Annotated in this window: 21 protein-coding genes; 11 read left to right on the plus strand and 10 right to left on the minus strand. The window is 34.1% G+C overall.

Annotated features, from left to right (window positions below):
• Positions 1–65 precede the first annotated feature (65 nt).
• Complete coding sequence (locus ABWH96_RS17370; protein WP_375578775.1) at positions 66–2,915, minus strand: T9SS type A sorting domain-containing protein; 2,850 nt, start codon at positions 2,913–2,915, stop codon at positions 66–68.
• A 236-nt stretch (positions 2,916–3,151) separates the two neighbouring features.
• On the opposite strand from ABWH96_RS17370, the gene ABWH96_RS17375 reads away from it, so the two are divergent.
• The 5 genes from ABWH96_RS17375 (at position 3,152) to ABWH96_RS17395 (ending at position 10,308) form a co-directional block, all read left to right on the plus strand.
• Complete coding sequence (locus ABWH96_RS17375) at positions 3,152–6,208, plus strand: CHAT domain-containing protein (RefSeq protein ID WP_375578776.1); 3,057 nt, start codon at positions 3,152–3,154, stop codon at positions 6,206–6,208.
• Between the two features lie 66 nt (positions 6,209–6,274).
• Positions 6,275–7,138, plus strand: coding sequence for a DHH family phosphoesterase (locus ABWH96_RS17380; protein ID WP_375578777.1), 864 nt, complete (start codon positions 6,275–6,277; stop codon positions 7,136–7,138).
• A gap of 71 nt (positions 7,139–7,209) precedes the next feature.
• Positions 7,210–7,983, plus strand: a complete 774-nt coding sequence (locus ABWH96_RS17385) for a DHHA1 domain-containing protein (RefSeq protein ID WP_375578778.1) — start codon at positions 7,210–7,212, stop codon at positions 7,981–7,983.
• A gap of 66 nt (positions 7,984–8,049) precedes the next feature.
• Positions 8,050–8,781 (plus strand): LPS export ABC transporter ATP-binding protein, encoded by a 732-nt coding sequence (lptB, locus tag ABWH96_RS17390; protein WP_375578779.1) that lies wholly within the window; start codon positions 8,050–8,052, stop codon positions 8,779–8,781.
• Between the two features lie 36 nt (positions 8,782–8,817).
• On the plus strand, positions 8,818–10,308 hold the full coding sequence (locus ABWH96_RS17395; protein ID WP_375578780.1) for a GH3 auxin-responsive promoter family protein: 1,491 nt from the start codon (positions 8,818–8,820) through the stop codon (positions 10,306–10,308).
• A 349-nt stretch (positions 10,309–10,657) separates the two neighbouring features.
• On the opposite strand, the gene ABWH96_RS17400 is transcribed toward ABWH96_RS17395, so the two are convergent.
• From ABWH96_RS17400 to ABWH96_RS17420, 5 genes are all read right to left on the minus strand, one after another.
• Positions 10,658–11,266, minus strand: coding sequence for a porin family protein (locus tag ABWH96_RS17400; protein WP_375578781.1), 609 nt, complete (start codon positions 11,264–11,266; stop codon positions 10,658–10,660).
• 184 nt (positions 11,267–11,450) lie between these two features.
• On the minus strand, positions 11,451–12,047 hold the full coding sequence (locus tag ABWH96_RS17405; RefSeq protein ID WP_375578782.1) for a thioredoxin family protein: 597 nt from the start codon (positions 12,045–12,047) through the stop codon (positions 11,451–11,453).
• Positions 12,048–12,054: 7 nt separating this feature from the next.
• Positions 12,055–12,483 carry a TlpA family protein disulfide reductase gene (locus tag ABWH96_RS17410; RefSeq protein WP_375578783.1) on the minus strand — a complete coding sequence of 143 codons (429 nt, stop codon included), beginning with the start codon at positions 12,481–12,483 and terminating at the stop codon, positions 12,055–12,057.
• A gap of 131 nt (positions 12,484–12,614) precedes the next feature.
• On the minus strand, positions 12,615–13,775 hold the full coding sequence (locus ABWH96_RS17415) for a hypothetical protein (RefSeq protein WP_375578784.1): 1,161 nt from the start codon (positions 13,773–13,775) through the stop codon (positions 12,615–12,617).
• Positions 13,772–14,620, minus strand: coding sequence for an outer membrane beta-barrel protein (locus tag ABWH96_RS17420; RefSeq protein ID WP_375578785.1), 849 nt, complete (start codon positions 14,618–14,620; stop codon positions 13,772–13,774). The genes ABWH96_RS17415 and ABWH96_RS17420 overlap by 4 nt, the downstream gene beginning before the upstream one ends.
• A 142-nt stretch (positions 14,621–14,762) precedes the next feature.
• Here ABWH96_RS17420 and ABWH96_RS17425 point away from each other — a divergent pair, with 142 nt between their 5' ends.
• The gene (locus ABWH96_RS17425) at positions 14,763–15,794 is read left to right on the plus strand and encodes an RluA family pseudouridine synthase (protein ID WP_375578786.1); all 1,032 of its coding nucleotides are present in this window, start codon (positions 14,763–14,765) and stop codon (positions 15,792–15,794) included.
• A gap of 41 nt (positions 15,795–15,835) precedes the next feature.
• Entirely contained in the window at positions 15,836–16,372 is a 537-nt protein-coding gene (locus ABWH96_RS17430) for a hypothetical protein (RefSeq protein WP_375578787.1), read from the plus strand.
• On the opposite strand, the gene ABWH96_RS17435 is transcribed toward ABWH96_RS17430, so the two are convergent.
• Complete coding sequence (locus ABWH96_RS17435; RefSeq protein ID WP_375578788.1) at positions 16,367–17,524, minus strand: 1-acyl-sn-glycerol-3-phosphate acyltransferase; 1,158 nt, start codon at positions 17,522–17,524, stop codon at positions 16,367–16,369. The two genes, ABWH96_RS17430 and ABWH96_RS17435, sit on opposite strands and share 6 nt — an antisense overlap.
• A 179-nt stretch (positions 17,525–17,703) precedes the next feature.
• On the opposite strand from ABWH96_RS17435, the gene ABWH96_RS17440 reads away from it, so the two are divergent.
• From ABWH96_RS17440 to map, 4 genes are all read left to right on the plus strand, one after another.
• On the plus strand, positions 17,704–17,931 hold the full coding sequence (locus tag ABWH96_RS17440; RefSeq protein ID WP_375578789.1) for a hypothetical protein: 228 nt from the start codon (positions 17,704–17,706) through the stop codon (positions 17,929–17,931).
• Between the two features lie 42 nt (positions 17,932–17,973).
• A complete protein-coding gene (locus tag ABWH96_RS17445; RefSeq protein ID WP_375578790.1) occupies positions 17,974–18,276 on the plus strand; it encodes a hypothetical protein in 303 nt (100 codons plus the stop codon).
• Positions 18,277–18,367: 91 nt separating this feature from the next.
• Positions 18,368–18,769 (plus strand): BT0820 family HAD-type phosphatase, encoded by a 402-nt coding sequence (locus ABWH96_RS17450; RefSeq protein WP_375578791.1) that lies wholly within the window; start codon positions 18,368–18,370, stop codon positions 18,767–18,769.
• The gene (gene map / locus ABWH96_RS17455; RefSeq protein ID WP_375581497.1) at positions 18,766–19,557 is read left to right on the plus strand and encodes a type I methionyl aminopeptidase; all 792 of its coding nucleotides are present in this window, start codon (positions 18,766–18,768) and stop codon (positions 19,555–19,557) included. The genes ABWH96_RS17450 and map overlap by 4 nt, the downstream gene beginning before the upstream one ends.
• A gap of 562 nt (positions 19,558–20,119) precedes the next feature.
• Here the strand turns inward: map and ABWH96_RS17460 are convergent.
• From ABWH96_RS17460 to ABWH96_RS17470, 3 genes are all read right to left on the minus strand, one after another.
• On the minus strand, positions 20,120–20,515 hold the full coding sequence (locus ABWH96_RS17460) for a VOC family protein (protein ID WP_375578792.1): 396 nt from the start codon (positions 20,513–20,515) through the stop codon (positions 20,120–20,122).
• A gap of 534 nt (positions 20,516–21,049) precedes the next feature.
• Entirely contained in the window at positions 21,050–22,099 is a 1,050-nt protein-coding gene (locus tag ABWH96_RS17465; RefSeq protein ID WP_375578793.1) for a YbhN family protein, read from the minus strand.
• Positions 22,096–22,842 (minus strand): segregation and condensation protein A, encoded by a 747-nt coding sequence (locus ABWH96_RS17470; protein ID WP_375578794.1) that lies wholly within the window; start codon positions 22,840–22,842, stop codon positions 22,096–22,098. The genes ABWH96_RS17465 and ABWH96_RS17470 overlap by 4 nt, the downstream gene beginning before the upstream one ends.
• Between the last annotated feature and the right edge of the window lie 103 nt (positions 22,843–22,945).

Raw genomic sequence — 22,945 nt, forward strand, 5'->3', positions numbered from 1 at the left:
TTAGCATAAAAATAAAATAGGCTACCCCAAAAAGGCCAGCCTATTCTATGTAATCCGATAAAAACCTATTCTTTAATCAATTTATTAGTGCTTCTTACACCATCCTTCCATTCAATTTGCATAAAATACATTCCATCAGGATAATCGCTAAGGTCTATTTCAACTTCTTGAGACTGATTTGTAAAACCAGACAACTCATGAATAAGCCTTCCTTCTGGACTTAATACCTTAATATTTGAAATCGATTCTGTTATTGAAATTCTAAAACTTCCAGTTGAAGGATTTGGATAAACCTTTACATTACTTAAAAGCTCTGATTTATTCGCTGTATAATTAACTTTATTAACCGTAATTTTACCATTATCAGAGAGTGCTGAAACTTCCAATGATTCTTGATCTTCTCCGGTTAATTCAAAAATTATATCTGATTCCTCATCCATTGGAACACCAGGGACATCAAACTTCACCGAATAACGACCAGCTGGTAAGTTAGGAAAGGAAAACTCCCCGTTTTCATCTGTTTCCATATAAGCAACTAATTCTCCATTTTGAAGATGTGTTTTCAGATTAACATCTCTACTTGAACCAACTAATTTTCTAACACTTACACCTGCTTTTTTAACCCTTCTTCTAGGCAAAACCCTGCTATTCTCTTCAAATTCTTCCTCTAAATATCCACTAAAGTTTGAAGTTCCATTAAGAGCTTGAGGTTCACCTGCCATAGTAATTTGCAAGTCTTGTAAATTACTTCTCAAGGAAATAACTTCTGCAACTTCCCAATCAATAGTATTCTGAAAATAAGTATTGAGTAATTCAGGATATTCATTCTCATTATTATCAACATACAATACATAGTCCCCTAATGCCAGGTTCTGAATTTCAAAAACTCCATCAGCCCCTAAGATTTCAAAAAACTCATTATTATCCAATAAAACGCTATCAAAAGCTTGCCCTTCAATATACTCAAACAAGTAAATTTGACCACTTTCAGTTAGGAAATCATTTGCATCAGCCACACTACCGCTTATATTTGCTGTAGCTATGATTTGAACAGAACTTGATTCCAAAGTGAATTCTGGATCAACAGCATTAATCAATTCATTTTTCACCTCCAAGGTGTATATTCCCATCATATCGAAAGTAAGTGAATCTGAGCTAATAACATTCGAGTTAGCGTTATCGATAGGTTCATTATTCAAAAACCATTGATAGGTGTTATTTTCTCCCGCCACATCATACTCAAGCGAAAAGTTCGATCCTTGGGGTAGTTTCTGATCATTTAAACTTCCAAAATTAGCCTGATCGTTAAAAATAAACCCATCAATCACTACATTTGGTATTAAATCATCATAACCCAGCGCATTTCCACTTACATCTAATAATGCTAAGTTTGGTAATGAAGTTAAATTCGTTAGATCTTCTATTGCATTATTTGAAAGATTAAGTGATCTCAATCCCAAAACTTCGTTCAACACATCTGGAACTGAACCAGTAAGATTATTTTCAGGTAAATTTATTTCCACAACCCTATTGTCTTCCACTATTACATCCTGTTCATTAGCTGACCATTCAGTAGGATCATCAGATGAAGTATCCCAAGTGATAGAACTCCAATTCTCACCATTTGTCGACTCATAAAATTGACGTAAGGCCTCTATATCTCTCTCTAATGAGGAAACCTTAACTTCAATTGGGGTAGATGAAATTAATAATTCTCCCAATAGATCATTTCCCACCTCAACATAATACACTCCTTCATCTGCTTTTTGTAGATTATTGAGTACTAATACAGAATCTGTTTCACCTTCAATTTGAACAGAATCCTTAAACCATTGGAAAGTATTTGAGGATGCTGGAGCTTCAATGTGAATAGAAGCATCAGCACCTAAAAAGTCAATATATTCATCAGGAAGAAAATAATTGAAATTTTGATTATTGTAATTAAAAGCAGGAAGACTATTAAATGGCTCTAATTCTTCAAAACTTAATTCATTCCTACTGACATTTAAATTGCCAATTCCACCAACTAAAGGTTCTAAAGCGGCTATGTTAGTTATAGTGTTATTGGATAGATCAATTTCATTTATAAAATTCAAATCACTAATTACATCTGGAACCGCTCCTCCAATTTGGTTAGAAGCAAGATTAATAGTTTTTAAAGAATCATTAGTCATACTCAAACCTTCCCAAGTATTCAATTTTCCAGTAAGCCAATTCTGATTATTACTCCAGTTCTCACCATTTGCATTTTCATAAAATGAGACCATAGCTAAAGAATCCTGAACTAAATATTCAGAAACAGGTAATTTGATACTAGCTTGAGTACTAAAACTACTGGTATCCCCACCACTTGAAATAGCTCGTACATAATAATAATACAATTCTGAATATTGTGGAGCTTGATAATAAGTCGTGCTATCGGAAGAAACTATAAATAACGAATCATTCTCAGCTATGGAAGTGGTATCATTATTTAAACCTACATATACTTGATATTTATCAGCAGAAAAAACATTATCCCACGATAAATCGAAACCTACTGATGAGATATTGCTAGCTGTAACATTAGAAGGTGATTCAATATCAATAGCAACTGTAAAAGTGAATTCTTCTTGTAAATTTACTCCAGCCCCGCCATCATTGGGCATACCAGAACCAATTACAGTGCCATCAGCATAAAAAATTTCATAAGTATTATTGTCCCATGAATTATATCCGTCATCATAAGCTTCAAATCGGTAAGTAGCACCATCAACCAAGCATAAGCTATCTGTTTCTATAGTTGAGCCCAAAAAAAATGGCTCTTTTGAAGCTATTGTGGTGCCTGAACTCTCCTCAATAAGTGAGTACCATACCTCCTCTTGATTAGTCCCTGAAGTAGGGTCTATTTCAATAATTACCAATGTCTCATTCACGCTACACTGAGCATTCAATTGAAATTGTAATAAACTACATGAAATTATTAGCAGTAAAAATTTCCTCATCATTCTTTCCTATATATTATTTTAAAAATAGCGGACAGACACATTAGGGTCGCACACATTTAATTATACGTAAATAACAAAAATATATTGTATTAATCCTAATTAATATTTTTTTATTACTATTTTTTTGTATTACATTTATGTTTTAGCAAGCAACAATTTTTAATATGAAAAACATAATTTTCTTACTTTTCATCTTTCTACAATTTTTAAGTAGCCATAGTAATGCACAGAATCTGGAATCAGATCTTTTCAAAAATATGGAAATCGCATTCAATTCGGAAGAATACGAAAAGATTTTAGATAAAGAGACCGAAATCCTCTATCATTTAAATGAAAACTCAGATTCAATTTCTGCAGAACTACTATATTATTTAGGAGACGCCTATTTAGCTTATGATAGTTTAGACAAAGCCTTGGACATCATGGAGAAAGAATTGGAAGTACGAAAACAACTTCCCAATACTGATCCAATCCTGATTGCAGACATACATGATAACTTAGCATATTACCTTCAGCTAAATAATAATTTCCAAAAAGCTAAAGAATATTTCACTATATCTTCTGAGCTCTATAAAGAAAACCTTGGGATTTCCAGTCCTTCTTATGTGGAAAGTAGAATTGAGCTTGCTAAAACCCATGGATTATTGGGTAAGCATAGAATTGTAATGGATATATTGGAAGACTTACTTAAAATCGAGTTTGTAAAAGAAGAATACCATTATATTGTAAACAAAGAATTAGGTATGGCTTACTTTGATATTGGCTACTATTCTAAATCTGAAAAAATTTTAAAAGACAATCTACAATTCATAAAAAACAACTTTGGGCAGGAAAGTGTAGAGTATGCTGAAGGATTGGTAACTTTAGCGATCCCATATTACTACCGTTCCCAATATTCCGAAGCAGAATTACTCTATACACAAGCGTTAGATATTCTCTCTAAAATATCAGTCGAAGAAACCTTAAAAATAAATGCAAAGAATAACCTAGCATTACTTTATTGGAAAATAGGTTTATATAATGAAGCATTAAAAATTTTCGAAGAAATTATGGGTAATGAGCCAACTTTAAGTAATGCTGGTACTTATGCTAATTACGCTCAAAATTTAATCGCCACTAATCAAAAGGAAAAAGCAGTTATATATTTTAATAAGGCTCTTGAAATCATAAAAGAGGTATTGGGATTAGAAAGTGAATTATACATTAGAGTTTTAAAAGAAAAAGCCTTAGCACTTAATCAAAGTAATGATTTAGATAATTACTATAAACTAATGAAGGAGAGTTTTTTAGCTTCTCAAGAGATTTTGGACAAAAGCAATCCTGAATATTCTAAATATGAATTGAAATGGGGGATAGCTAATTTCAGAATGAACAATATTGAAAAAGCCGAAAAACATATTACTTCTGCTCATCAATTACGTTCTAAATATTTAAATAAAAATCACCCTCTTTATGCGGAGTCAAGCAAAGAATTAGCTGAATTAAGTTGGTTTAAGAACAATCCTAAAAAAGCAAAAAGCTATTTTAATAAAACCTTTGATAATTATTTTGCACAAATAGAAGCTTATTTTCCTGCTTTAAGTGAACAACAAAAAGCTAATTTTTATACTAATACCCTAAGGACAACATTTGAGGAGTTTAATTCTTTTGCAATTGCTTATAAAGACAATTATCCTTCCTTATTAGGTGAGATGTATGATTATCAATTGTCTACCAAAGGTTTGATTATGTATGCTACGGCTAAAGCCAGAAAAAACATCTTAAATAGTGACGATTTCGAATTGAAAGAAAAATATCAAAGTTGGATTGGTACAAAAGAATTGATTTCTCAATTATATTCCATGTCTGAAGAGGAACTTCAGCAACAAGATTTGAAACTAGATTCTTTAATATCCGAATCAAATGAATTAGAAAAAGAATTGAGTAGAAGTTCAGCTGAATTTGCAGAAGCTTATGAAGCCAGAAACTACACATGGAAAGATGTTCAGGCTCAATTAAAAGAAGGCGAGGCAGCTATTGAAATGATTCGTTTTAGGGAGTTCACTCCTGATAGCAGTGGATTATTTAAAGACAAAGTAAATTATGCCGGGCTACTGATAGATAAAAATTCAAAGCACCCAGAATTAATATTATTCGAAAATGGACTTGAATTAGAGAATAAATACATCAAGAATTATAGAAATGCAATTCGATATCAGGTAAAAGACAACTATAGTTATGATTTTTACTGGAAACCTATCGCAAAAGAAACCAAACAATACGATAAACTATATTTTTCTCCTGATGGGATTTATAATCAAATCAGTGTAAATGTATTATTTAATAATGAAACTGAAAAGTATGTATTAGAAGAACAAAATGTACAATTGCTCACCAATACAAAAGATTTAATTGCCTATCGTGAGGAAAAATCCAGTTCTAATTTAGCTTCAAGTCCAACACTTTTCGGTTTCCCTAATTACAATAAAGGCATAAATGAATCAATGGATGAAAGTGAAACCGATGCCAGCAAAATAGTTGAAAATGCTAGTTTAAATAGAGGTTTAAGAGGAAGTTTACAAAGATATATCAGAGGAAATTCCTTAGTCACTGCTTTACCAGGAACGAAAGAGGAGGTTAATAAAATTGGTTCGATTTATGAAAGCAGTGATTTTCAACAACCCAAAACCTATCTAGAGAACGAGGCAGATGAAATTCAATTAAAAAGTGTGCAAAACCCACAAGTACTCCATATAGCAACACACGGCTTTTTTCTTGAAGACAATGAAACCACCAATAATGAGCAAGATGATAAATACAGCGAAAACCCTCTCTTGAAATCTGGTTTAATAATGGCTGGTGCTAATTCATTTATTGCAAGTGGGTTAAATCAAGGAGCTCGACAAGATGGGATTTTAACAGCTTATGAAGCCATGAATTTAAATTTAAAGAATACAGAACTTGTGGTTCTTTCTGCTTGCGAAACTGGTTTGGGGGATTTGAAAAATGGTGAAGGAGTTTATGGATTAAGAAGAGCATTTCAAGTAGCAGGAGCAGATGCCATAATCATGAGTTTATGGTCTGTTGATGATGAGGCAACCCAAGAACTTATGACGGCTTTCTACCAAAATTGGTTAGGAGGAAAAGATAAATTAACTGCTTTTAATGATGCTCAAAAAACCATAAAGGAAAAATACAAAACTCCTTTTTATTGGGGTGCATTTGTAATGGTAGGAGAATAAAAATTTTTATAAAATCATTTTTAAGAAAGGCTTCGATTTTGTTCGAAGCCTTTTTAATTTTGTACTATGCCTAAAGAAAAAAAGTGGATTATAGCACCAGAACCTGCCCCCAATAAAGTTGATGACTTAAGTCAAGCAATCAATATTAATCCTATCCTTTCTAAAATATTGATAAACAGAGGTGTTACTAATTTCTCTCAGGCAAAATCATATTTTAGACCATCAATTGAGCACTGCCATGATCCATTTTTAATGAAGGATATGTCAGTGGCTGTCAATAGATTAATAAAAGCTGTTGAAAGTAAAGAGGCTATTTTAATTTATGGCGACTATGATGTGGATGGATCCACCTCAGTTTCCATGATGTACAGCTTTCTAAAAAGCTATTGTGAAAAGCTACATTATTATATTCCTGATAGATATCTGGAGGGGTATGGAATCTCAAAAAAAGGGATTGATTATGCAGAAGAAGAGAATTGCAGCCTCATTATTTCCCTAGATTGTGGAATAAAAGCATTAGATCAGGTAGATTATTCAAACTCAAAGAATATTGACTTCATCATTTGCGATCACCATAATCCTGGGCAAAACTTACCTAAAGCAATAGCAGTATTAGATCCAAAACGAAAAGATTGTTCTTATCCTTATAAAGAATTATCAGGTTGTGGGGTTGGCTTTAAACTTATTCAAGCTTTTTGCATACAAAAAAACATCCCAGAGCATCATGCTTTTGAATTGCTCGATTTAGTTGCCATAAGTATTGCAGCAGATATTGTAGAAGTGACAGGTGAAAATAGAATCCTGGCATTTTATGGATTAGAAAAAATAAATTTTAATCCAAGACCAGGGATTAAAGCACTTCTTCAAGCTTCTGGATTAAAAGAAAAAATCACTATTTCTAACTTAGTCTTTCAACTTGGCCAAGAATAAATGCCGCAGGAAGAATTGACCATGCCCATTTAGCTGTAAGACTTTTAACAGCAATTCATGAAGATGAAGCTTTGATTATTGCGGAGAATGTCTCCAACAAAAATAACACTAGAAAAGATTTCGATCAGAATATTACAAGCGAAGCATTGACCACTATTGAAGAGAGCAGTGAAATGTTAATGGCCAAAAGCACAGTGCTTTTCAATAAAAATTGGCATAAAGGAGTGATTGGAATAGTAGCTTCAAGATGCATTGAGCATCATTACCGTCCAACAATCATTATGACTGAATCCAATGGGAAAGCAACTGGTTCAGCCCGATCGGTAGATGGCTTTGACCTTTATTCCGCTATTGAATCCTGCAAAGAACATTTAGATCAGTTTGGAGGACATAAACACGCTGCAGGTTTAACATTGCAAATAGATAAAATCCCAAATTTTTCAGCAGCCTTTGAAGAAGCAGTTCAAAAAAGTATAACTGAAGATCAACTGATCCCTAAAGTTCATATTGATAGTTATATAGAAATAGACCAAATCACAGATAAATTTTATTCTATTTTAAGCCAAATGGATCCTTTTGGGCCAGCCAATATGCAACCAGTTTTTGCTGCAAGAGACTTAAGCATTTTGGGAGACCCCCTTATCCTTAAAGAAAAACATTTAAAACTTACCGTTAAAAATAAGAATGGCAACAGGAAAATTAATGCTATTGGTTTTGGATTGGCGGAATATAAAACGCTTATTAAGGAATCGAATAATTTTGAATTGGCGTTTACCATACAAGAAAATCATTTTAATGGTACAAAATCTTTACAGCTTTATCTAAAAGATATCCGCATTGAATGATTATTTTCGTTAATTTGCTAATTAGGTATGTTTGTTGCTTTAATGCATCAGAACAAAAAAATAAAAATGATATTAAAAGCTGAAAATCTAGTAAAAATATATTCTAAGAGGACGGTAGTGAACCATATTTCCGTTAGCGTTGAACAGGGGGAAATAGTGGGTCTTTTAGGGCCTAATGGGGCAGGTAAAACGACTTCCTTTTATATGATAGTAGGTTTAGTAAAGCCAAATTCAGGACACATATATCTAGACGATAAAAACATTACTGGTTTGCCGATGTACAAAAGGGCAAAGAAAGGAGTAGGATATTTAGCTCAGGAAGCTTCTGTTTTTAGATCTCTTACGGTGGAAGAAAACCTTATGGCTGTATTGGAAATGAGAAAAATTAGTAAAGCTGCCAAAAAGGAAAAAATGGAAAGCCTTTTAGACGAATTTAGTTTAAATCATGTTCGTAAAAACAAAGGTATGGTGCTTTCTGGTGGAGAAAGAAGAAGAACAGAAATTGCACGAGCTTTAGCCATGGATCCAAGTTTTATTTTGCTTGATGAACCCTTTGCAGGGGTTGACCCAATTGCAGTAGAGGAAATTCAAACTATAGTAGGGAGATTAAAAGAAAAAAATATTGGCATTCTAATAACCGACCATAATGTAAATGAAACCCTCTCTATCACTGACAGAGCCTATTTAATGTTTGAAGGAAAGCTCCTTAAAGCTGGTACTGCTGAAGAATTAGCAAATGACGAACAAGTGCGAAGAGTTTATTTAGGCAAACATTTCGAATTAAAGAGAAAACTATAAGCTATGGAATTCCTTCACTCTATAATGACATGGGTAATGAAGAAAAGGATTCACGAGGTGGAGCTTTTCATGAAATATCCAAACGAAATGCAAAGTGAAGTACTTCAAAAACTGATTTATAGAGCTAGGAATACAAAATTCGGGAAGGAATACCGATTTGAAGAATTAAAAAACTTCAAAGATTACCAAGAGCGAGTTCCTTTACATACTTATGAAGAAATATTCCCTTATATAGACCAACTTTTAAAAGGAGATCAAAATATTCTGTGGCCTACAGAAATCAGATGGTTTTCAAAATCCTCCGGAACCACTAATGATAGAAGTAAATTCATCCCCGTTTCAGATGAAGCTTTGGAAGATTGTCATTTTAAAGGTGGCAAAGATTTATTATCCATTTACCTAAACAACAACCCAGACTCCCGGCTTTTTACCGGAAAAAACCTAAGCATAGGGGGAAGTCAACAGGTCAATCAATTCGACAATAACTCCAATTCATTTTATGGAGATGTTTCAGCGGTGATTATGAAAAATCTCCCATTTTGGGTACAAATCATCAGGACGCCAAGCTTGGAAATAGCCTTGATGGACGAATGGGAAGGTAAAATTGAAGCCATGGCCAAAGCCACTATGAAGGAGGACGTCACAAGCCTTACAGGTGTGCCCACTTGGACAGTAGTGCTATTGCAAAGAATACTCGAACTAAGCGGAAAAGATGATATTTCAGAAGTTTGGCCTAATCTAGAATTATTTATTCATGGAGCTGTTTCTTTCGTGCCTTACCAACCTCTTTTTAGGGATTTAATCAAATCTCCTAAGATGAGTTATCTGGAAACTTACAATGCTTCTGAAGGATTTTTTGGGATCCAAGACCGAAAAGATTCAGATGAAATGCTTTTAATGCTGGATTATGGAATCTTCTATGAGTTTATCCCATTGGAAAATGCTGACCAAAAGCAACCCAAAACAATCCGCTTAGATGAGGTAGAACTTCATAAAGTATATGAAATAGTTATTAGTACCAATGCTGGTTTATGGAGATATAGAATTGGAGATACAATCAGATTTACCTCTTTAAATCCATACAGAATTAAAATCAGCGGTCGTACTAAGCATTTTATCAATGCATTTGGTGAGGAGTTGATGATAGAAAATGCTGAAAAGGCAATTGCTACAGCTTGCAACAAAACCGGTGTAATCATTGATAATTTCACTGCTGCGCCTAAATATTTAGAGCAAGGTAAAAGTGGGGCTCATGAATGGGTAATTGAATTTTCAAAAGTGCCAGATAATCTGGATGAATTTGCTCATACATTGGATGATGAGATAAGAAAAATAAATTCTGATTACGATGCCAAAAGACATAAAGACATTGCCCTACACTGCTTAGTGATTCACAAAGTTCCTCAAGGCACATTTTATGAATGGATGAGGAAAAGAGGCAAATTGGGTGGTCAGAATAAAGTACCAAGGCTATCTAATAATAGAAAATATCTGGATGACTTACTAGAAATGGTCGTCAAAAATTAAAAAGCACAGCTGCCATTGACAACTGTGCTTTATTATACTTCTCTATTAACCTGAGTTCGATTCTTATTTAGGATTCAGACCGCCTATAAATAGTGAGTTTCAACTAAAAATTCTGAAGCAATAGCGGGCTATTGTAAAGAATTTTTAGGAAGAAAATCGCTGTTTACAGGTGGAATAGGAAAAGCTTTTCCATATAATCAAATATACTGCGTTGTCTTCCCTCGATATAGCCCACTATATCTTCTAAAAGATGCCTTGTCTATTGAATGGATGCCAGCCATAGGCTGGTCACCCCTTGGGTGAAAAATCTGAATTTACAAATTAGAGTCGAACTCAGGTTATTAAGTTCCTAAAAATCGAAGCCTAAAAAGAATTGCAATACTGAATTCTTCCCATTGTCTAATCCTCTATCATCTGGTGCAACATTGTTTAATCCATAATTGTACCTCACACCAGCAGTACCCCCTGTAAAATCAAATCCTACTCCAGCTGCAACACCATAGTCAAAAGTATTAAAATCATCCCTGTCATATTCTTCTACACTGTTAATACTTCCGTCTCCATCCACATCCTTTACTTTAGCTGCAATTAAAGTAGCTGCATATGGACCAGCACTGAAATATAAATTCTCCCCTACATGAATGTTTGCTAAAACAGGAATCTCGATATATGATAAGTTATATCTATACTTTCCACTTCCGCTAAAAAAGTTATCATAATTGATTTGAGATCCTTTTAAACTGTAATTTATTTCTGGCTGAATACTGACTTGCTCAGAAATACCTTTTCGAAAATAAATCCCTACAGCAAAACCTGGTTTTGTATTTTCATCATTTACTTCATCCACATATAAATTAGAGAGGTTCAATGAGGCTCTAATACCTGTTTGATCTGATTGAGCTTTCACAAAAAATGAACTCAATATTAAAAATGGCAACACAAAAATTATTTTATTCATCTTATTAAAAAGTTTGGTTATACTTAGTGTAAGCGTATTTTATTAGGCTTTGTTACAAATGATTTTATTTTTGATACAATTAAAATTCGTAGAAAATCAAATTTAAGAAACGAAACTGACTGAGTATCAAATAAAAAAAGCTAACGGATAAGTTAGCTTTTGTAAATAATTTCAGATGGATAAATTATGATGCCCACTTAATAGTACAGCCTATCGCTTTGGTTTTCTTTTCTGGAACTTCGCTTCCGTTTAAAATTGCATCAACTGCATCTTCAACATATTTTTTATCTGCTCTCTCAGCTGATTTAGTGTTATTATCAATAGCTCCTATGTATTTCACAGTCTTATCTGCATCCAAAACGTAAACATGCGGAGTGTTTGTGGCGCCATAAGCTTTAGTAATTTCCTGGGTTTCATCATAAACATAGGGAAATGGAAAACCCTTTTCCTTAGCCCTCACAATCATCTTTTCGAAAGAATCTTTAGGGGATTTCTCATCATCATTTGGATTGATGGCAATTACTGGCACGCCTTTATCGGCATATTTCTCATGAAGTTCAATAATTCTATCTTCATAAGCGACTGAATACGGGCAGGTGTTGCACGTAAAAATTACCATAAAACCCTTCGCATCTTCATAAGAATCCATCGAAACCATTTTTCCATCTACATTCTTAAGGGAAAAATCTCTTGCTTTGTCCCCCACTTCGTAACCACCTTTCTTAAAACTAAAAGCCATTAAGGCAATTAGCATCAACGATAATGAAATTAACTTTTTCATATGTATATTAATTTAGTTTTTGTTTTATCAATTCTTCCAATTCGCCTTCATGAAATTCCTTTTCATAAAAATATTTTTTACCATCTTTGATAATTACAGTAGCGGGTATAGCTCCCGACCATTCGGGTGATACTTTATCAATCCATGAATTATAATCCACATCATCTATTAAATAAAGTCCTGAAGGATTAAGTTTTTTCTTTTGGGCAAATTTCTCAGCCTTAGCAGCATTTTCTGAAAAATCAATACTCATATAAATGAATTCAGCATCTGGAAATTGACTTTGAGCATTCACAAAATAAGGAAGTTCTTTAAGACAAGGTTTGCACCAAGTAGCCCAAAAGTTGATTACTTTAATTTTTTCGGAACCCGAATTCTTCATTATATTTTCTAGCTCAGGTACTTTAATGATTTTCAGGTCTCCATTTTGAGCCAAAATCTCACTATTTATTAGTAGAGACAAAGATAAAAAAAGGGTGAAAGTGAATTTTAACATAGCAGATTGATAACGATTATTTTTAAAATTTGTTGAAATAAAACAACTTAAACCAGTATTTAAAATTAGCTTTAAAAAATTTCCAAAATCTCTTCTTTGGGTATTTTCATAAGACTAATTCGTTCTTTAGCACCCGCAATAGTAATTTTTGAAAGTAGAGCTAAAGCTTCATCAGCAGTAGGAATTATCCTTACTATTTCTAAAGGGTCGGTTCCACCAATATACTTAATGGCTATTAGTTCCCCAGATGAATTATCATAAAAATTCAGTTTTATCCTCCCATCCAAAGTAGCATAAGCATTTACTAAATAATTTGAAGTACCTATAGAATATGATGCTGATTCAGCTTTTTGGACGCGCAACCTATCTTGAATTACTTCTCCACTCAATTCTTGTAAATTAATAGTATCATTTAATAAAGGCTGATAATTATTTACAAAGAATGACTGATTTTCAAATACATAATTAGCTGCTAATAAACCATTTCCATAAGGGGTCAGCGAATTCAAGGCATTATTTTGAGAAGTGCTGATTAGTCCAGTTTGTATTCCCTGATCATTCGTAAAGGTCAGGCTCATTCCATCCTCTTTAAGTGAATTAAAATAAATTGCTGAGCCAGCATTATAGGATCCTACAAAAAAATCTGCCCTATTAGCATTTTGAAAAGCCTCCAATTTTTGATGTGCATTTTTGATACTGTCATATCTCCTAGCCCATTCCATAGCAAAACCATCTTGTATTTTGCTTAAAACAGTTCCTGTAGTGTCATTATAAGTGAGTAATAAATAAGTATTTAGATTTAAATTATTAAAAGCCAAAGGCCTTCTATAAGATGTATAATTCCTTAGAGGTTCAATAGATTGTTCCAGATCATTTATTTCAAAAAGAGTAGCTGTATAATCAGGTAGAGAACTTCCTATAAAATAATAATTATTGCCTTGTCTTATTAAATCAGGTACTGCTTTTACAAACTGGGATTCCAATTGCCTACTCCATTGAAAATCACCTCTATTGTTAATTTTTAAAACAAAAATAGTCTCATTAGCCAAAGATGATAATACCAAGAAACCCCCATCATCCGTTTCAATTGCATCTAAAGGAATATAATCCAGCCCCTCTTCAGGATTATCGAATATGCTATTAAATTTTTCTGTAGGGGTGAATTCTATTAAATCCTCCGTACATGAAGAAAGAAGAAACAAGGTTGATATAATAAAAAATAGGTTCTTCATATTTCAACCGGCATAAATTCTTTCTTGCTTAAATACTTCAATGGAAAAATCACCCCAATTATAGCTTCAACAGATTGAAAACTAAAATCATCCATTACATCATAGGCTTGATTTTGAAGGTTCTCATTTACATATCGAGCCTTTTGATTATTGGCATTACTTAAGCCTTGTCTAAAATTTGCTTCAGCAGTTAAATAAAATGTACCAACCCTAAACCTAGCTCCGCCTCCTATAAATGCACCTACCATAGTTGGAGACATGATGGATTTAATATCCTCATTTCTATCAAATTCTCGACTTTCTACACCATTCTGAGTAGTGAATTTCGAATACTCTTTATCGGCATTGAGTAAAACTGAAAAATTTATACCAATTTGAGCAAATGGGACAATTGCAGGCACCGTTGGTTTTTTATTTGATTTATCCCAAAAACGACTATTAACTTTTCTAAACATATACCGGAAAAAGATCGGGACATCTAAGTAATTTAGATTATGGTTGTGGATGAAATTAACACTTCTATTAGAGCCTGGTTGCTCTTGAGTGTATTGGAAGCGAATTTGATTAACAGAAGCATTAAAACCTAAAACTAAGCGCTGTTCAAATTGATACATAAAAGTAATTCCATAAAGAACACCTACATTCTCAGCTTCTTGATATTGTTTATCATAGAGTCCCTCATCCAAACTATTTGTCGGCTTAATTAAGGAATATCTGTTAATTACATTAATTGCATTATAGTTGGCCCCAGCTCGCAATCCAACATAAAACTGGGAATTCTTAAATGGATTTTTATTTAGCTTATCCCAAACAGATTGTGCTTGGCAAAATGCCGTTGAAAGCAAAAATAGTATAATATAAAAACACTTTAACATCATTTTATTACCATCCACCTTAATAAATATCTTACTTTTTAAATTATCATCAAAATAAATGAAGTGTTCGTTCGCACTATCTTTTTACTAACTTTGTAATCTGAAAGAAACTATGCAAGAAGATATATCAAAAAACGAGCAAGAAGATGATGGATTGTTTGAACATCATCAAATAAAAGTTGATCCTAAACAGGATTTATTAAGAATAGATAAATTCCTGATGGATAGGCTTCCGAATGTTACGCGAAACAAAGTGCAAAAAGCTATTAAGGATGGCTTTGTTCAAGTGAATGGCGAATCTATTAAATCGAATTACAAAATTCATCCTAATGATAATATCCGTATTGCCTTACCTGAACCTCCCCGAGACACAGAAGTAAAACCAGAAAACATCCCTTTAGATATAGTATATGAAGATTCCGATTTCCTCATAGTGAATAAAGAAGCAGGAATGGTAGTACATCCCGCTCATCAAAATTGGGAAGGTACCTTGGTGAATGCACTGGCATATCATTTCCAGCAACTGCCTGAAATGCAAGGCAATGAAGGTAGGCCAGGCCTTGTACACAGAATTGATAAAGATACTTCAGGGCTTTTGGTGATAGCGAAGACCGAGAAATCCATGCCCCATCTAGCTAAACAATTTTTCGATCACAGCATTGAAAGGACTTATTATGCCTTGGTTTGGGGTGAAATGGAAGATGATGAAGGAACAATTGATGTAAATTTAGGCAGAAGCTTTAAGGACAGAAGAATTACGGATGCCTTCCCGGAAGGGGATTTTGGAAGAACTGCAATTACCCACTACAAGGTGTTGGAAAGATTAAGATATGTGACACTCATTCAGTGTAACCTAGAAACTGGAAGAACTCACCAAATTCGTGCTCATATGAAATATATTGGTCATCCATTATTTAATGATGCTACATATGGAGGTGATAGAATATTAAAAGGAACTCAATTTTCGAAGTATAAATCATTTGTGGACAATTGTTTTAAAATAATTCCAAGACAAGCTTTACATGCCAAATCATTGGGATTTATCCATCCATCTCAAAATAAGGCGGTTCATTTTGATTCTGAATTACCTCAGGATTTCAAGGAAGTATTAGAAAAATGGAAGCATTACATCCAATTCCATTAATCACTCGTAGTTAAAAGTGAATCAAATACTTTTTTTTATTTATGAAGACTACATTTTTTTTAATTATTACTGGATTACTAATTATTAGCTCATGCAATCTTCAAGAAAAAATTGATGACATTACTACTTTCAATATCCGTAATTCTGCAGAATTTACTATTCCCTCTTCATCAGTTATAAATTTACCAATTGATATTGGCACACCTGATGTTAACACTTCTTCTGAGCAAAGTTTTGAGAATAATAATACCAGAGCAGATTTAGTTGAGAATGTGAATCTAAGTGAGCTTACACTTTCCATTACAAATCCTAATGATAGAACCTTTAGCTTTGTAAAGAGCATTGAAATTTATATTTCTAATGACTCAGAAGGGGCAACTTTAATTGCTGAAATCCAAGATATTCCAGAGGATGTTGGCAACGAACTAGAAATGGAAACTACCGGTGCTAGTTTGGACGAGTACATCAAAGAGGATCGTTATGATCTGCAATTTGAAGTTGTAACTAGAGAAACAGTAAATTCAGATACAGATCTTAAAGCCGACATGGTATTTGAAGTAAGAGCGAAAACGCTATAATTCGCTCTCTGCCAATCCCTCTACTTTCAATTTATTCCTCACAGGATTGGCATACATAGCCAATAGTGGGTCTTTTAATTCATTGAAATTAGCAGAAAAATTTTCAGCTTGCTTATGTAGGTAGGCTTCAAATTTTTCTGCTTCTTCTTTCGTATAATGATCAGAAAAACGTTCATCATATAACCAATCATACGCAATAAAATTATTTGGCCAAAGTTTGTAGCTTTTATGAACCCGTTCGTCTATCAAATCGGCTAATGCCTGCATTTGATCATTTTTATTTTTTATTTCACGAATTTCCTGCAATTTTTCATCCACTATTTTCCCGATGGAAATATGAACCCTGCCCTTCACTCCTGTTATGCCGGCAATCATACTTTGCAAATCATCTTCAGGTGTTTTTTCAATGGTTTTACCCGCCATTTTAGAAGCCACTTCACGAGCTTTTAAAACATCACAAGGGTCATATTCATAAGAAATGGCCATTGGGGCAATTCTTAATGGCGCATAGTTTTCATAAAAATCTTTCCCTCCACTTAAACCAATCATTTTCAACAAACCTTGTTGCGTTTGATCATCACCATCTTTGGTTCTACCCTCGCGCTGGGCAATCCAAATGGAAGTTTTTCTTTCTAAAATAGTATGTCGGATATAAGATGATAAGGTCTGAGAATAGGAATACATTTCCCTAGGCGGGATATTTCTATTGACAATAAAATTCTTATTTAGTTTTGCCAGATCGGTTACCCATTGGTTCACTAAAAGGTTATTCCCTATCGCCACTTCAGTAGTATCTAGCTCCAATTCAAACAATAGGACATTTAGAATGGTGGAATCCAGCACTATATCCCTATGATTGGAAATAAATAAATAAGATTTATCCGGATTAATTTTGTCAAAACCATCATGAGAAATGCCATCCGAACTATTATCAAGCACCCTACGCGCAGTAGGATACATCATTACCTTTTGGAAATCTTTCACGCTTTTCACATCAGCCAAAGCTTCCTTCAGCTGATCCATAGATTTCTCAGGAAAAACTCTTTTAGTAACTTGATCAAAAAATGGATGCTGAATCAAGCGCTGAACGGCTTCATTCACTTCTGAATCATTATAAGGTCTAATCGAATCAAATGCTTCCAAATACTCCATAGATAAAAAATAGAAACACGAAATAAGCGAATTTTATGATAAAAACCGTGAAATACTGTAAAAATTGCCAGTTTGAATATTTTCAAGTAAAACTAAAAAACTTCACAAACTATTAACAAACACTTAATAATAAGTCGGTTATAAATTCCTACATTTGTAAAAACATAAAAACTTGATCAATGCTAAAAGTTAGCCCGAATTTCCACCAAGGCATTAATTTTATTCAAATTTCAAGCTTGCCTTACGAACAACAAGAGCTTTTTGCTTCATGGGTTCCTCAATCAGCTAAAATGAATTTGGAAATCAATAACATTTCCCTTCCGGATTGTGTGGAGTATCAGGATTATGCCTATTGGTTTGATTTTCAGTATCAAAACCAAAATTCCTTATTGGAATCAAGTCTTTAATAATCCCATTCAAATTTATAGCTTTGCGGTAAATGCCAATCAATGGATTACCAAAAAGAACTCATTACCGTTTCCCAGAAATTAATTCCTGATTTTGAAATCAGTGAGGAACAATCATTCAATAAAGAAAGCTTTATTAATAAGCTTAGCCCCTATATTTCCCACCTATTAGATAATGACTTTCAAAAACTGGTGCAGATAATGTACCGCATTGATGTGTCGGAAAAAGAATTTGCCTTAACTTTGCAACCTGGAAATGCAGAAATCCCTGAAAAGCTGGCGGAAATGATATATGACCGCCTTTGTTTGAAGGCAAAAATAAGAGCAGAATACAAAGCAAAATAAATCTGTCAGCGACCGAACTATTACTCGAGCACTGATATAGCAATTGTTGAATTCATTGCCAAACAAAATGTTTTGAGCTAAAATTATAAAAATGTTGAAGATTGCAGTTGATTTTGATGGCACTATAGTAGAAGACCGTTACCCAGGTATCGGCAAGCCTCAATTATTTGCTTTTGAAACTTTAAAAGCTTTGCAACAGCAACAACATCAGCTGATTTTGTGGACTGTTCGGGAGGGGAAATCTTTGCAAGAAGCCGTTGATTTTTGCAAAAAGCATGGGGTAGAATTTTATGCAGTGAACAAAAATTTTCCTGAAGAAATACTGGAACCTGAGCAAAGCCGAAAATTAATAGTCGACTTTTTTATTGATGACAGAAATATTGGAGGATTTTTAGGATGGAGCAAAGTTTGGGAACTATTAGGAAATAATCCAGTTGAATACACACTTCCTAAAAAGAGCTTTTGGGAAAAATTAAAAGACTTGATGAGATGATTCATTTGAAAACGAAAGAAGAAATTGAAATAATGCGAAAAAGCGCATTGCTGGTATCCAAGACCTTAGGACTAATGGCTGAAATGCTTGAACCTGGGATTTCTACTTTGGAACTGGATAAAAAAGCAGAAGAATTTATAAGAGATCATGGTGGTGAACCAGGATTTTTAGGTTTATATGATTTCCCAAATACGCTGTGCATGAGCCCTAATGAGCAGGTAGTTCATGGTTTCCCAAATAACGATCCTTTGAAAGAGGGCGATATCATTTCTATTGATTGTGGTGTTAAAATGAATGGATTCTATGGTGACCATGCCTACACCTTTGCTGTGGGAGAAGTAAAACCTGAAATAGAACAATTACTAAAAGTCACCAAAGAATCTTTGTATTTGGGCATTGAAGAATGCAAAGCTGGCAATAGAATTGGCGATATTGGTTTTGCCATACAACAACATGCCGAGAAACACGGCTACGGAGTGGTAAGAGAGCTAGTTGGTCATGGTCTGGGCAGAAAAATGCACGAATCTCCTGAAGTTCCTAATTATGGAAAAAGAGGCCGGGGAGCCAAACTAAAAGAAGGCATGGTCTTGGCCATTGAGCCTATGATTAATTTGGGCGGAAGAAGCATTAAGCAATTAGCTGATGGCTGGTCAATCGTAACGGCAGATGGAAGATATTCGGCTCATTTCGAGCATGATGTAGCGATAGTAGATGGCAAACCTGATATTCTTTCGACTTTTGATTATGTGGAAGAGGCTTTAAAGAAAAAAGGTGCCCTTTTAGTTTAATTACGAATTAAATTCAGAAATGTCGGACATTTCTTTAATAGCTTAATAGATCAAGCGTTTATCGATTAGTTGGCAAATATTAGATTTATTAAGAATTTTCGAATGCCAGATATTGAAAGCATTCCAAATCGATAAATGTCCGACCTTTTCAAAGTCTGACATAAGCATAGATATTTCCTCGGTCTGACGCTTATTACCCATTAAATTCAAAGAAATAAGTTTGTCTTTTATGAGAGAGTTTAATCAGGATTATTAAAGCGTCCGACCGATATAGCACACCCTTTTGATTTAGCGATTAGACGGTACCACCGCAAAATCAGTGAAATCTAAATCTAATTACAATTTCAACTATTTTATTTTAGAATAATGGACTAACCGTCAAATCGCTTTCAATCCTTCTGCCAAAACCCTGTGGACAATCCCCAAGTTGGCGCACGCGTTTCGCGTGTGCCTGTCCCCTCACTAAACTTCTGATTTTTTTATTAGGACGCTTATATTTGCGGTAAAAAACCTTATAACCGTCCACCCTTGCAGGTGTTTTCACCCGCAAGTTTTAAGGCCCTCAATCCTTCTCCCAAAGTCCAGTGGGTACAATCTCCAATACATGCCCTTCAGAGTCTTCAAAATAAGCTGAGAGTTTTCCGTTGGGCCATTCATGCTCGTAGGTAATTTTAATTCCTTTTTCTTCTAGTTCTGCCTTAGCGGAATCATAATCATCAGCTGGGACTTCAAAGGCAATATGTTGCTTCCCTCTAGCAAAATGTGGTGGTGGAACATCCTGGTCTTCACTAAAATCAGGATTAAAGCAAAGCAAAACCGAGTTTCCTGAGCGAAAAAAAATCAACTTTTCTGGTGCATGGGTGATTACAGGTAAACCTAGTTTCCCATGATAAAAATCTTTAGCTTTATCTAGATCTTTAATGTAAAGACAAGTCTCTTTTATTTGATTGATTTGCATAAAATCAATTTATGGAATTTTGATTGTAATTACGAATCAACTCTCAGAAATGTCAGACATTTGTATTTTTAGCCAGGTAAGTTAATTTGTATGGTTCTTATAGCTACTATTGAATGTCAGACATCGGGTTTAACTAGATAATTAATGTCCGACTTTTTCAAGGTCTGACATAAGCACGGAACTTCCTTTGGTCTGACACTTAATCTATCTTAGAATTTATAATCAAATAGCTTTGAGGAAGTTCCAAAGGAACGAACTTATGTTAAGATTCTTTTCGTGCCTAAATGTCAAATGTAATTAAACACAAAAAAATCAAGACCAGAGCTTCTTAGCTATGAGTTTAAATGCAAAACTTTTATTTGAATTTAATTGACTGTATGTAGATGATAAGGTCGCTCCTATGGAGCTTGGGATTTTCTAACAGTTTTTTAGTTACCATAAGTAGGCTCCTACGGAGCCATAGAACATCATTTCACTGTTGGCACACACATATCGCGTCTGCCAATTGACCCAAAACACCTACCAAACTCTAAATTATTTCTTCTTCTTAAAAACCCTCGCTATCCATCTTGGCAATACAATCGCACCTAAAAACAGGTACGGGTAATAAGTCATCAAACGCCAGAAAATATTGGTGATGAAAGTAACCGAACCTAAATCTTCTTTAAAGAATTGGGTAAAAATAAATTCAGCTGTTCCGCTACTACCCGGAGTAGGTGAAACCAACATCGTAATCCAAATCACTACATGACGGGCAAATATGACGATGTGATCGAAAAAACTTTGGTTAGAGAAAGCTTCAATTACACAATTCAACATGGCATAACGAGCAGTCCATATAAAAATAGTCGAAAGCGAAATCTTTAACCAATAAGTAAAATTCCTTCCTCTTAACTCTTTGGAAGCCAACATGATTTCAGAGCCTTGTTCATAAGCTCCCTGCCGCCATCTTCTTAAAAATTTTATGGAAGTTATTTTAAGTAAAATCCATCTAAACCATCTTGGATTTACTAAAACAGCAAAAGCCATTACAAAAGTGTAAACTGCTATTAAGGAATAACTTACTATAAACAATGTAGGCAAACTTCTGCCTAATTGCGTTTCTATCATTGAATTTTGAGGAAAAATATGACCTGAGGCTATCAAATAAACAATGGGAGCCATCACCACAAAATAAAGATTATCGAAAATGGCGGTAATCATGGTGTAAGCCAAGGCTTTTCCCAATTTCAAGCCTTCTTTCATCAAAATGAAAACAGCTACAGCAGTACCCCCAACAACTGAAGGCGTCACGGCAGAAGCAAATTCCCAAAGGATGATGACATAAATACTACTTTTCCAAGTCAGTCTTTTACCCGTTATCATGCGAATACGGTATACATAACCTACATCACGAGCAAATAAAACCAAAAAGGCAAGAGCCACAGGAATAATTTCTGCCTCAAAAATTAAGGATAGATTTTCAACTGTTACAGTATCATCTTGATAGAATAAAAAAGCTACAATGGATACGCCCAGCAATACAGGAATCCATACCTTATTGGGGTTAAGGGTTTTGAAAATTTTCTCCTTCTCTAACTTCATTCAGCAACTGTTTCAATTTTTTCGAGCCAGAAATTATTAAAGCCCTCTCCTACCGTAATAGTAATCAAGGCACTTTGCAATAGCTCCAATATGGCCAGAAAATTAAAAATCACCGCTATCTTCTCGGGTTTCTCTTCTATAAATTTGGTAAAGGCTAACTTTCCATCTCTCTCCAATTTTCCTATGATATGATCTTTTTGACCTTCGATGGTGTAGGGATATTGAACTACCTTATGGGAAGGTTTGTTTTTTTCGAGTTCATAGCGTGCCATCACATCCCTAAAAACCCTTAAAAGTTTATATAAATCTACATTCTGTAATTCCGCCTCCACGTTAATGGTTTCAGAAAGAGACCTTACTTCTCTTTTTACGTTTCCTCTCTTCTCCTTCTCCTGCATTTTGCCTTCCATGTCCGAAAGCTCCTGCAAAACAGATTTGTATTTTTTGTATTCCAAAAGATGACGAACCAATTCCTCTCTAGGATCAATTTCATTACCTTCTTCATCGATCTGAGGACGAGGCAATAACATTTTTGCTTTTATGCGCATCAGTGTAGAAGCCACCAAAATAAATTCACTAGCCACTTCTATATTCATTTGCTCTAAGTGCTTTAAATAATCCAAAAAATCATTGGTGATTTTGGATATAGGAATATCGTAAATATCCAATTCATCCCTTTCAATGAAGAAAAGTAGTAAATCAAAAGGGCCTTCAAAAAGTGGAAGTTTTATTTCAAAACTCAATTGCGATGGTCATTTAAGCGTTCAACAATTTCAAAGATAATCGAATTTGAAAAGATTGCAGGTGATTAGCAGGATTTTATTGTAAATTTGCCTTTAATAAAAC

This window comes from Marivirga tractuosa, assembly GCF_042140215.1.
GTDB classification, from domain to species: Bacteria; Bacteroidota; Bacteroidia; order Cytophagales; family Cyclobacteriaceae; genus Marivirga; species Marivirga tractuosa_A.